Below are 12,388 nucleotides of genomic sequence, written 5' to 3'. Positions count from 1 at the left end.
TTGCCTCCGAGATTGCCCGTGACACCGCCCCCCGCCGCAGCCGTCAGGCTGGACAGCGTCCCCTTGCCGTTGCCCGAAAAGAAGCCCGCCGCACGCCAGGCACCCGCGCGCGCCGATCATCCCTTCAAGGGCATCGCGCTGATCCTGCTCTCGACCGTGTTCCTCGGGGCCTCGGACGTGACGGCGAAATATCTGTCGGCGACGCTGCCGTCGGTCGAGATCGCCTGGATCAGGTTCCTGACCTTTGCGCTGATCATGTCGCCAGCGATGTTTCCGGGATCGCCGCTGTTCGCCCTGCGCACCGAGCGCCCCGGGCTGCAACTGATGCGCGGTGCGGCGTTGCTCGGGTCGTCGCTGTTCTTCATCTCCGGCCTGCGCTATCTGCCGATCGCGGAAGCCTCGGCAACCGGTTTCGTGGCGCCGCTGTTCGTCACCGCGCTGTCGATTTTCTTTCTCGCGGAGAAGGTCGGCGTGCGGCGCTGGATGGCGACAGCGGTCGGGCTGGTCGGCGTGCTGATCATTTTGCGGCCGGGTACCTCGGCCTTTCATGCCGCCGCGTTCTTTCCGCTGGTGTCGGCGCTCGCCTGGGCCTGCACCTTGATCATGACGCGCATGATGAGCGGGCGGGAACACGTGATAACCACCATGACCTGGTCGGCAATCACGGGCCTGTGCATTCTCTCGGTGATGGTGCCGTTCGTCTGGGTCACCCCGACCTGGCACGATATTGCCTTCGGCGTATTCATCGGCGTGGCGTCGACGGCGGGGCAGTGGATCGTGGTGCTGGCGTTTCGATACGCCGATGCCTCGGTGCTGGCGCCGTTTTCCTACACGCAATTGCTGTGGGTCAGCCTGCTCGGCTTCTTCGTGTTCGGCGAAGTGCCTGATGTCTGGACCGTGACCGGCGCCGTTTTCATCGTCGGCAGTGGCCTCTACACCGCGCACCGCGAGCGCGTCAGGCGCTCGCAATTGCTGGCGGTCGCGGGCGAGTCGTCGCCGAACGCGTGAGCCGGCTGGTACAATCATGCGCTGAATGAGAACGGTTCACGCGCAGGCGTTGCGCGCCTGCAACAGTTGGGCAGGAAACGCCCGATTTTCGAGGGAAAGCCAACGGATTTGCAGGCAACCGTAAGTTTACGGGGAAACGCGTGCTAGCCTGAACCGCTGGCGCCGCAGAGCGCTGGACGACAGGGCTGTAGGCGGGTTGGGTTGTGGTTCATTCGGGTCGAGCACGCTTGCGTGTGCCGGCAAGCGCCGCGGTAGCTGTTGCTGTGCTCGCGCTCGGCGCTGCGCAGGCCAAGGCCGCCAATTTTGACGTTACCGACTCGGCCTCGTTCGTCTCCGCCATCGCCACCGCCGGCAACGGCGACACCATTACCATCCTGAACAGTTTTACGATGACGACGCGGGTCGATCCGATCTCCGCTAACGTGACCGTTATCGGCAATGGCAACACCATCGATGCCGCCAACGCGTTCCGGCCGTTTTTCGTCTACAGCGGCACGGTGGCGATTCAGGATCTCACGGTCGCCAACGGCATGGCGCAAGGGGGACGCGGCGGCGACGCCAATGTGGCAGGCGGTGGAGGGTTGGGCGCCGGGGGCGCCATCTTCGTCAACACGGGCGCCAGCGTCACCATCGCCAATGTGAGCTTTCAGAACAACCAGGCGGTCGGCGGTCGCGGCGGCCAGAACACCGGTCTCGCGTTGAACGGTGGCGGTGGTGGTGGCGGTCTTGGCGGCAATGGCGGCGACGGGGCGCTGAACGCGGCGAGCGGCGGCGGCGGCGGCGGTCTGTTTGGTGCCGGAGGCAATACGAGGGCTGGCTTTGGCGGCGGTGGCGGCGGTGGCGGATTCTTTGCAGGCGCCGATGGCAACTTCACGGAAGGCGGTGGCGGCGGCAGTGCGCAGGGACCCGGCAACGGAGCTGTCCCTGGTCCTGGCGGGACCGGCGCCGGGGCGGGATTTGACGGCACGAGTTTTGGCGATGGCGGCGGAGGCGGGGTCTCTGGCGGTGGATCCGGCGGTAACGGCGGACCCGGCGGGGGCGGCGGCGGAACTGGCGGTTTTCAGGTGAGTAATCCCGCCACCGGAGGCAATGGCGGCGCTTTCGGCGGCGGCGGCGGTACTGCGACCGGGTATACCCAACCCGGCAATGGGGGTTTCGGTGGCGGTGGTGGCGGCGGCGGCGGCGCCGTCAGTGGCATCGGCGGGTTTGGCGGCGGAGGAGGAGGGGCGGCTTCCGCTGGGACTCCCGGTGGCTTCGGCGGCGGTGCCGGCGCTATCGTGAACGGCGGCGGAGGAGGCGCGATGGGCGGCGCGATCTTCGTCGCGGCCGGCGGGTCGCTGTCGATCAGCGGCGCTTCCACCGAAGGCGGCAGCGGCGTGACCGCCGGCAGCGGCTTTTTTCCCGACCCCCTCCTCGTAGCTGGTGACGGCTCAGCCTTTGGTTCGGGGATTTTCTTCCAGGGCGCACCCGGCGGGGCAGCCAGCACGCTGACGTTCGGCGCCGGCAATCAGACTTATGCCGGGACGATCGCGGATCTCAACGGCGCTGCCGGAAACGCCACGACCGCCAACGGCCTCGGCGGCACCGGCGGCATCATGGCGCTCGCCAAGACCGGCGGGGGCATACTCACCCTGAGCGGCGCCAACAGCTATTCCGGCGGCACCAGCGTCACCGCCGGAACACTGACAATCACCAATGGCGACGCCATCGGCAGCGGCGATCTGGCAATGGCCGAGGGCACGTCGCTGCGGCTCGATGGCAGTTTCACGCTGAACAACAACATCAACATCGCCGGCGATCCGATCTTCGACGTCAGCGCGGGCAATACCGTTGACGTGGCCGGGGTGATCAGCGATGCGCCTCTTCCGGCGCCGCCCGGCGTGGTCGAAAAAATCGGCGCCGGCACGCTGGTGCTGTCGGGCGTCAACACCTATTCCGGCGGCACCGTGATATCGGCCGGCATCCTGCAAGTGACCAACAGCGGCTCGGTCGGGACCGGTGCGGTAACGCTGGACGGCGGCACCTTCCAGGCCGACGGGCTCGGCGATCTCACCTTCACCAATGGTTTCAACATCAACACCCCAGGCGGCACCGTCGACAACAACGGCATCGTGCTGACGCTGTCCGGTCTGATTTCCAATGGCAATGGCTCAACCGGCGTGCTGCAACTGACCGACTCGTTCGGTGGTTCCGGCCTGACGGTGCTGTCCGGCGCCAACACCTATTCCGGCGGAACAACGGTGGTCGGAACCACGGTGCAGGTGACGAACAGTACCTCGGGAGTGAGCAGTTCGGTCGGCACGGGAACGGTCACGCTCCAGAACGCTCAATTCCAGGCTGGCGCCGCTGACCTCGTCTTCGGCAACAATTTCAGGATCAACGATACCCCGGCTGGCAGCGCGATCGATGCCAACGGCTACGCGCTGACCATCGCGGGCGTCGTCGCCGACGGCGACGGACCTGGACGCCTGACCGTGGCGGATTCGTTCGGCGGTGGCGCCGTAATTTTCACCGGCGCCAATACCTACACCGGCGGAACCACGATCTGCAGCTGCGCGACGCTTCAACTTGGCGACGCCACCCATATGGCAAGCATCGTCGGGGGCGTCATCAACGAAGGCACCTTCAACATCGTCAATGCCAATACCGCCGGCATCACCTCGATCATCAACGACGGCACGTTCGGGCCGGCTGTAACGACCTTCCTCAACGCCACCTCCGCCAGCAGCATCGCCATCACCAACGAATATCTCGGCGAGACGATCTTCGGTGTCGCCGCCGGCACCGACACCGCGACGGCCGGAAACGCTGTCATCGTCAACCGTACCGGAGGTTCGACGACGTTCCAGGCGATGACCACCGCCGGCAACGCCAGCATCACCAATCGTTTCGGCGGCCAGACCATCTTCGGTACGGCGACCGGCACCGACGCTCCTAGCGCCGGCACCGCCACCATCGTCAACCGGTACTTCGGCAACACCGAATTCAACGCCTTCGCGACGGCGGGCAACGCCAGCATCACCAACAGGTTCGGCGGCAGTACCGACTTCTACGATTCCAGCACCGCGGGCAACGCCACGATAACGACCCGAAACGGCGGCGCCACCTTCTTTCACGACAATGCCGACGGCGGCACCGCACAGTTCGTCACTATCGGCACCGGATTTGTAGACTTCTCAGGCAGCCTGGGCCCGAACGGCGACGGCCGGATCGCAGCGGGATCAATAGCGGGGTCAGGGTCCTACTATATAGGGGCCGGGAACACGCTGGTGGTCGGCGGCAACAATCTGTCGACGGAAGTCAGCGGCATCATCGCCGACTACGATCCCTGCGGCTGCTTTCCGGGGATAGGCAACTTGGAAAAGATTGGCACCGGCACCATGATCCTGTCGGGGGCCAACACCTACACCGGAACGACCGGGGTATTCGGCGGCGTGCTCGATGTTCGAGGCTCGATCGCATCTTCCAGCCTCACCACCGTGAATGCCAATGCGGCGCTGACCGGAGCGGGCACCGTCGGCCATACCGTGATCGGCAGCGGCGGCATTTTCCTGCCCGGCAACGGCTCGCCGGGTTCGTCGATGACGGTGTCCGGCAATCTCGCCTTCCAGTCGGGCGCGCTGTACCTGGTACAACTCAACGCCGCGACATCGGCCTTCGCCAACGTCACCGGGACTGCCGCGCTCGATGGCACGGTGGGCGCATCGTTCGCGGCGAGCAGTACTTTATTGCCGCAATACACCATCCTGACTGCAGCAGGTGGCCGCAGCGGCACCTTCGCGGGCGTTGATGCGCTGGGGATTCCAGCGGGTCTCGTCGCCACGCTCAGTTACGATCCCACCCACGCTTATCTCAATTTCGTGCTGGATTACGCGGCAAAGTCAAACCTGAACGTCAACCAGCAGAATGTGAACAAGGCGCTGGGAGATTTCTTCAAGGCCAATGGCGGCATTCCGGTGGCGTTCGCGGGATTGTCTCTTGCAGGACTCTCGCAGGTCTCCGGCGAGAGCGCGACCGCATCGCAGCAGGCCACTTTCGATGCCATGAATTTGTTCATGGGGTTGCTGACCGATCCCTTCGTTGCGGGCCGTCATGGCCTTGGTTCCACTTCCGGCGGCGCTTCGCCATTCGCCGAGACGTTCGACAGCGTCAACGCCTATGCGGCGAAGCAGCCGGCCGCGGCGCGCGAGGCGTTCGCCAAATTCGCCACCAAGGCGAAGTTCGCGCGCAATGATCTGTTCGATCCGCGCTGGAGCGTGTGGGGCGCGGCCTTTGGCGGCGGCAGTTCCACCGACGGCAACGCGGCGCTGGGATCGAACAATGCAACCGCGCGCGCATTCGGCTTTGCCGCCGGCGCGGACTACCGGATTTCGCCGGCGACGGTCGCCGGCTTTGCGCTGGCCGGAGGCGGCACAAGTTTCGCTGTCAACGGTTTCGGCTCCGGGCGCTCGGACCTGTTCCAGGCCGGCGCGTTTGTTCGCCACACCGTCGGGCCGGCCTATGTCACGGCAGCGCTGGCCTATGCCTGGCAGGACGTGACGACGGATCGCACCGTCACCGCCGCCGGCATCGACCGGCTGCGCGCGCAGTTCAGCGCCAACGCCTGGTCCGGCCGCGTCGAGGGCGGCTATCGTTTCGTCACCCCGTGGATGGGCGTCACGCCCTATGCCGCCGGGCAGTTTACCACCTATCAATTGCCGGCCTATGCCGAGCAGGTGGTGTCGGGCGCCGACACTTTCGCGCTGAATTATGCCGCCAAAAACGTCACGGCGTCGCGATCCGAACTCGGCATCCGCACCGACAGATCGTTCGCGATGCAAAACGCGATCCTGACGCTGCGCGGCCGCGCCGCCTGGGCGCACAATTTCAATACCGACCGCAGCATCACCCCGGTGTTCCAGACGCTGCCGGGCGCTGCCTTCGTCGTCAACGGCGCGGCGCAGGCCCGCGATGCCGCGCTGACCACCGCATCTGCCGAGATGAAGTGGCTGAACGGCTGGTCCGCCGCCGTCACCTTCGAGGGAGAATTCTCCCACGTCACGCGGTCCTATGCCGGCAAGGGCATTGCGCGCTATACGTGGTAAAGGCTCGGGCTGAAGCCTGACAAAAACAAGAACGCGAAGGAAACGCCGATGCGCGCTGCGATTTTCAGGAACGGCGAGATCGTCGTAGACACGCTGCCGGAGCCGAAACCGGCGTCCGGGCAGGTGCTGGTCAGGACGCTGGCCTGCGGCATCTGTGGCTCCGACCTGCACGCCCGCAAGCACGCGCATCGCATGGTCGAACTCGCAAGACATTTCCCCGGCCGCAAGCCGATGGACCTTTCCCGCGACATCGTATTCGGCCATGAATTCTGCTGCGAGATCCTCGATTACGGGCCGGGCACCGCGCGCAAGCTGAAAGCCGGCACCCGCGTCTGCTCGCTGCCGGCGCTGCTGACCGCGGAAGGCCCGCAAGGCATCGGCTATTCCAACGACAATCCCGGTGGCTATGCCGAGCGCATGCTGCTCAGCGAGGCGCTGCTGCTGGAGGTGCCGAACGGATTGGCGGCCGAGCATGCCGCCCTGACTGAGCCGCTCGCGGTCGGCGTGCATGCCGTCGCCAAGGCCAATATCCGCGGCGACGAGGTGCCGCTGGTGATCGGCTGCGGCCCGGTCGGGCTGGCGGTGATTGCGGCGCTGAAACTGAAGGGATTGCACCCGATCATCGCCGCGGATTATTCACCGGCGCGCCGTGCGCTGGCCGAAAGGATGGGCGCCGACATCGTCGTCGATCCCGCGCGGTCGCAGCCTTATGCGACCTGGGCCGAGCACGCCGCGATGTCGCCGGAGCAGAAGGCGGCGCGGCCGCCGCTGCAGGCCTTGCTGCCGGCGCTCAAGCCGGCGCTTATCTTCGAATGCGTCGGCATCCCCGGCCTGATTCAGCAGGTGTTCGAGGGGGCGCCGCGCGACGCCCGCATCGTCGTGGTCGGCGTCTGCATGGAAACCGACCGCTGCGAACCGATGCTCGGCATCATGAAGGAACTCAACGTTCAATATGTGCTGGGCTATACGCCGGACGAATTCGCCCATTCGCTGCGCCTGATCGCGGAAGGCGAAGTCGATGCCGCCGCGCTGGTCACAGCGACCGTCGGCATCGACGGCGTCGCCCAGGCGTTTGCCGATCTCGCCAATCCGGAGCGGCATACCAAGATCGTTGTCGAGCCATGGCGGTAGGTTTTTTCAGCGTCATGGTGAGGAGCCGCCCTCGCGCCGTCTCGAACCATGAGAGCCCCTTTCTCTCACCCTTCGAGACGCGTCCAGGTGGACGCTCCTCAGGGTGAGGATGGTGGGGTATGATGCGCCATGACCCCTGATGATACCGATCGTCCTCCGGTGCTGGCGCATCAGCGTTTTGTCAATGACCGGGAATCCTTCGCGGGCCTCGATCTGGCGCAGCGCTTCCGGCGCATTCACGACACCAATCTGTGGGGCGCTGTGGCATCCACCTCGGGGCTCGGCTCGGAGCTGGACGCCACCGCGGTGCTGCGCGCGGAATTGTCCGGACTTTTTCAAAGGCTCGGCGTGACTTCGCTGCTCGATGCGCCCTGCGGCGATGCCGGCTGGATCAACCAGGCCGATCTCGGCGTGCGCTATGTCGGCATCGACATCGTACCTTCACTGATTGACAATCTGCAGGCCCGCGCCACCGCCGGCGAGATCAGGGGAGAATATCATCTCGCCGATATCACCGTGGATGTGCTGCCGCGGTGCGATGCCATCCTGTGCCGGGATTGCCTCGTGCATCTGTCGTTCGCCAATATCGGTCACGCCGTGTCGAATTTTCGGGCGTCCGGCGCGACCTGGCTGATTGCGACCACGTTTCCGGATTGGCAAGGCAATGCCGATTGCGAGGACGGCGACTGGCGTGCGCTGAATTTCGAACGCGCGCCCTTCAATTGGGGGCCGCCGGTCGAACTGCTCAACGAAAATTGCCTCGAGGCGGGCGGCGGCTGGCGCGACAAGAGTCTTGGCGTGTGGCAGCTTGCGCAAATTCCGCACTGAGGCGAGACCGCGTTTGCCGATCTGGCCAATTGCGAAGCCATGACGGTAGAGTGAATGAAATCGGTCGTAACGGGAGACGAAACATGATCGCGCTGACCTCAAAGGACCTCCTGCCGGAAGACGGCACCCGCGGCACGCTGGTGGGGCGGGTCTGGCTGCCCGATCTGGCAGGCCCGGCCGTCGTCGCGGTTCGCCCGGACGGCGTATTCGATGTCAGCGCGCGTTTCCCTACCGTGAGCGCACTCTGCGAGGAGACCAACCCGGCGGAAGCGCTGCGGGGAGCCGCAGGAGAGCGGATCGGCGATCTCGAAAGCATCCTTGCCAATACGCCGCCCGATCGCCGCGACGGGACAAGACCCTGGCTGCTGGCGCCGCTCGACCTGCAGGTCCTGAAAGCGGCGGGCGTCACCTTCGCGATCTCGATGCTGGAGCGCGTGATCGAAGAGCGGGCGCGCGGCAACCCGGCCTCGGCGGATGCGATCCGCAAGGAAGTGGTGCGGCTGGTTGGGGACGACCTCTCGAAACTCAAGCCGGGGTCGCCGGAAGCCATGAAGCTGAAGGCGGTGCTGATCGATCAGAACGCCTGGAGCCAGTATCTCGAGGTAGGCATCGGTCCCGATGCGGAAGTGTTCACCAAGGCGCCGACGCTGTCCTCGGTCGGATCCGGCATGGATGCCGGCCTGCATCCGAAATCGACCTGGAACAATCCGGAGCCGGAGGTGGTGATCGTGGTGTCGAGCCGCGGCGCGATCGTCGGCGCGATGCTCGGCAACGATGTCAATCTGCGCGACTTCGAGGGCCGCTCGGCGCTGCTGCTGTCGAAGGCCAAGGACAACAACGCCTCCTGCGCCGTCGGCCCGCTGCTGCGGCTGTTCGACACCAGCTTTTCGCTCGACGACGTCCGCAAGATGGACGTCGGGTTGACGGTGAAGGGGCAGGATGGTTTCGTTCTCGACGGGTATTCGTCGATCAGCAAGATCAGCCGCGATCCTACCGACCTGGTGGCCCAGACCATCGGGCCGGTGCACCAATATCCCGATGGCTTCGCGCTGTTCCTCGGCACCATGTTCGCGCCGGTGAAGGACCGCGATGCGCCGGGCGAGGGGTTTACGCACAAGCGCGACGATATCGTCACGATATCGGCGCCGCAGCTCGGCAAGCTGGTCAACCGCATGCGCTCAAGCGATGAGTGCGAGCCCTGGACCTTCGGCATCGGTGAACTGATGCGCAACCTGGCGAAGCGGAAGATTCTGTAGGAGTACAACATTCGGCAGTTGGAACGGGGACTCGACGGCTTCCTTCAACAACAGACGACCGGGATTATGGGTCCCGGCGTTCGCCGGGACGACGGAGTGAGCGCGGATTACACCGGCAGCGCGATCGAGTATTTCACCTGGCTCAGCGCAAAGCTCGATTCGATCGAGGCGATGCCGTCGAGCCGCGTCAGCTTGTTTTTCAGGAACGCTTCGTAGGACGAGAGATCGGCGGCGACCACGCGCAGCAAATAATCGCGGTTGCCGGTCATCAGATAGCATTCCAGCACCTCGTCCCACTTCGAGATCGCCCTGGCAAAGCGGTTGAGGTCTTCCTCCTTCTGCCGCGCCAGTTTGATGGAGATGAAGACGCTGACGTGGAGACCGAGGGATTTCTGGTCAACGGTCGCGATATAGCGGGTGATGACGCCGCGTTGTTCCAGCAGTTTCACCCTTCGATGGCACGGCGACACCGACAGGCCGACCTTGTCGGCGAGCTCCTGCATGGTGGTGCGGCCGTCGGATTGCAGCTGGGCGAGGATCTTGCGGTCGATGGCATCAAGTGCGTGCATTGGGATAAACTCGATCCTTTGGACTGTGCATTGGTATTTTATCCCAATATTGGCAGGTATGTCGCGGAAATTTGAGATTTTTGACGACGGCTGAAGCGCTAACATTCCCGGATATTTCGCCCTGCCGGGAGTATTGCCATGCCGATCGATCCCGCACGCCTCGAAACCCTGTCCGCGCTGGCCCGCAAGGTGCTGTGGCTGTCGTCGTGGACCATCCATCACGCCAACCACATCCGGCCCAATGCCGACGGGCTGAAGGTCGGCGGCCACCAGGCCTCGTCGGCCTCGCTCGCCAACATCATGTCGGCGCTGTATTTCTCGGTGCTGAAGCCGGAGGACCGCGTCGCGGTGAAACCGCATGCCAGCCCCGTGTTCCACGCCATCCAGTATCTGTTCGGGCACCAGACCCGCGAGAAGCTGGAAGATTTTCGCGGGTTCAATGGCGCGCAATCCTATCCGTCGCGGACCAAGGACACCGACGACGTCGATTTTTCCACCGGTTCGGTCGGGCTCGGCGTGGCGCAGACGCTGTTCTCCTCGCTGGTGCAGGATTACGTCAAGGCGCATGGCTGGATGAAGGATCGCCGGGAAGGGCGGATGATCGCGCTGGTCGGCGACGCCGAAATGGACGAGGGCAATATCTTCGAGGCGCTGCTGGAGGGCTGGAAGCATGGCCTGCGCAACACCTGGTGGGTGGTCGACTACAACCGGCAGAGCCTCGACGCCGTGGTGCGCGAGGGGCTGTGGGAAAAATTCGAATCCATGTTCCGCAATTTCGGCTGGGACGTGGTGATCGTGAAATACGGACGGCTGATGCAGGCGGCATTCGCCGAGCCCGGCGGCGAGGCCCTGAAAGGCTGGATCGACGCCTGCCCGAACGCGATGTATGCGGCGCTGTGCTTCCAGGGCGGGGCGGCATTTCGAAAACATCTCGACGACGAGATCGGCGACCAGGGCGCGGTGTCGCAACTGATCGGACGGCGCAGCGACGACGAGCTGCTGGCGCTGATGTCCAATCTCGGCGGACACGACATGGCCAGCATGATCGAGGCGTTCGAGCAGATCGACCATGATCGTCCGGTCTGCTTCATCGCCTACACCATCAAGGGCGTCGGCCTGCCGTTCCAGGGCCACAAGGACAACCATGCCGGATTGATGACGCCAACCCAGATGGAGAAGTGGCGCGCCGCGCAGAACATCCGCAGCGGGCATGAGTGGGAGAAGTTCGAGGGCCTGGCGCAGGATCCGGCGGTGCTGGAGGCCTTTCTGGCGGACGCGCCGTTCAACCGCGACGGTCGCCGCAGGCTGAGCGCTCCCGTGATCGAGGTGCCCGAGCGGCTGTCCTTCAAGACGTCGCCGCAGATGTCCACGCAGCAGGGATTTGGGCTGGTGCTCAACGAACTCGCGCGCGGCGACAGCGAACTGGCCGCGCGCATCGTCACCGCGTCGCCGGATGTCACGGTGTCGACCAATCTCGGCGCCTGGGTCAACCGCCGCGGGCTGTTCGCACGTGCCGAGAAGGCCGATCTGTTCCGCAGCGAGAAGATTCCATCGACCTTCAACTGGGACTTTTCGCCCAAGGGCCAGCATATCGAACTCGGCATTGCCGAGATGAACCTGTTCATCCTGATGTCGGCGCTGGGGCTGTCGCATGCCATCAATGGCGAACGGCTGCTGCCGGTTGCCACCCTGTACGACCCCTTCATCCAGCGCGGGCTCGATGCGCTGAACTACGCCTGTTACCAGGACGCGCGTTTCATGGTGGCGGCGACGCCGTCGGGCGTTACGCTGGCCCCGGAAGGCGGCGCGCACCAGTCGATCGCCACGCCGCTGATCGGCATGGCGCAGGATGGCCTCGCCTCGTTCGAACCGGCCTTCGTCGATGAACTCTCCGTGATCATGGGCTGGGGTTTCCAGCACATGCAGCGCGAGGGGGCAGGCGAGGGCGGCTCGGTCTATTTGCGGCTGTCGACCCGCACGGTCGACCAGCCGCAGCGGATCATGACGCCGGAGCTGCAACGCGGCATCACCGATGGCGCCTATTGGCTGCGCAAGCCCGGCGAGAACTGCGAGGCGGTGGTCGCCTATACCGGCGCGGTGGCGCCGGAAGCGATCGAGGCGATCGGCCTGATCGGCGAGAGCCGCAGGGATGTCGGCCTGCTCGCGATCACTTCGGCCGACCGGCTGCACGCGGGCTGGACCTCGGCGCGCAAACTGCGCCGCGACCGCCGCGGGGTGGCGCATCTCAGCCATATCGAGAAATTGCTGGCGCCGCTGCCGCGCGACTGCGGCATCGTCACTGTCATCGACGGCCATCCGGCGACGCTGGGCTGGCTCGGCAGCGTGCGCGGCCACCGCGTCGAGGCACTCGGCGTCGAGCATTTCGGCCAAACCGGCACCATCGGCGACCTTTACCGCCACCACGGCATGGACGCCAACGCCATCATCGACGCGGCGGAAAGCCTGACGGCGGGCGCCCCGGTGCGGCACAGGAAGATGGCGGTGTAGTTCG

At 65.2% G+C, this 12,388-nt stretch carries 7 protein-coding genes; 6 read left to right on the top strand and 1 reads right to left on the bottom strand.

Annotated features, from left to right (window positions below):
• Positions 1–18: 18 nt before the first annotated feature.
• From Q8R73_RS17255 to Q8R73_RS17235, 5 genes are all read left to right on the top strand, one after another.
• Positions 19–1,008: a DMT family transporter gene (locus Q8R73_RS17255; protein WP_305720762.1), complete on the top strand. Its 990-nt coding sequence runs from the start codon at positions 19–21 to the stop codon at positions 1,006–1,008.
• A 233-nt stretch (positions 1,009–1,241) separates the two neighbouring features.
• Entirely contained in the window at positions 1,242–6,092 is a 4,851-nt protein-coding gene (locus tag Q8R73_RS17250; protein ID WP_305720779.1) for an autotransporter domain-containing protein, read from the top strand.
• 48 nt (positions 6,093–6,140) lie between these two features.
• Positions 6,141–7,223: a zinc-binding dehydrogenase gene (locus Q8R73_RS17245; RefSeq protein WP_305720761.1), complete on the top strand. Its 1,083-nt coding sequence runs from the start codon at positions 6,141–6,143 to the stop codon at positions 7,221–7,223.
• Positions 7,224–7,352: 129 nt separating this feature from the next.
• A complete protein-coding gene (locus Q8R73_RS17240) occupies positions 7,353–8,051 on the top strand; it encodes a class I SAM-dependent methyltransferase (RefSeq protein ID WP_305720760.1) in 699 nt (232 codons plus the stop codon).
• A gap of 83 nt (positions 8,052–8,134) precedes the next feature.
• Positions 8,135–9,307 (top strand): fumarylacetoacetate hydrolase family protein, encoded by a 1,173-nt coding sequence (locus Q8R73_RS17235; RefSeq protein WP_305720759.1) that lies wholly within the window; start codon positions 8,135–8,137, stop codon positions 9,305–9,307.
• 107 nt (positions 9,308–9,414) lie between these two features.
• Here the strand turns inward: Q8R73_RS17235 and Q8R73_RS17230 are convergent, their stop codons facing one another.
• On the bottom strand, positions 9,415–9,876 hold the full coding sequence (locus tag Q8R73_RS17230; RefSeq protein WP_305720758.1) for an Lrp/AsnC family transcriptional regulator: 462 nt from the start codon (positions 9,874–9,876) through the stop codon (positions 9,415–9,417).
• A gap of 138 nt (positions 9,877–10,014) precedes the next feature.
• Between Q8R73_RS17230 and Q8R73_RS17225 the strand changes: the two genes are divergently transcribed.
• Positions 10,015–12,384 (top strand): transketolase, encoded by a 2,370-nt coding sequence (locus Q8R73_RS17225; protein WP_305720757.1) that lies wholly within the window; start codon positions 10,015–10,017, stop codon positions 12,382–12,384.
• Positions 12,385–12,388: the final 4 nt, after the last annotated feature.

This window comes from Bradyrhizobium sp. (assembly GCF_030697065.1).
In the GTDB taxonomy this organism is placed as follows: domain Bacteria; phylum Pseudomonadota; class Alphaproteobacteria; order Rhizobiales; family Xanthobacteraceae; genus Bradyrhizobium.
Note: the sequence above shows the minus strand (reverse complement) of the source record. Positions and strands in the feature narration are given on the sequence as shown.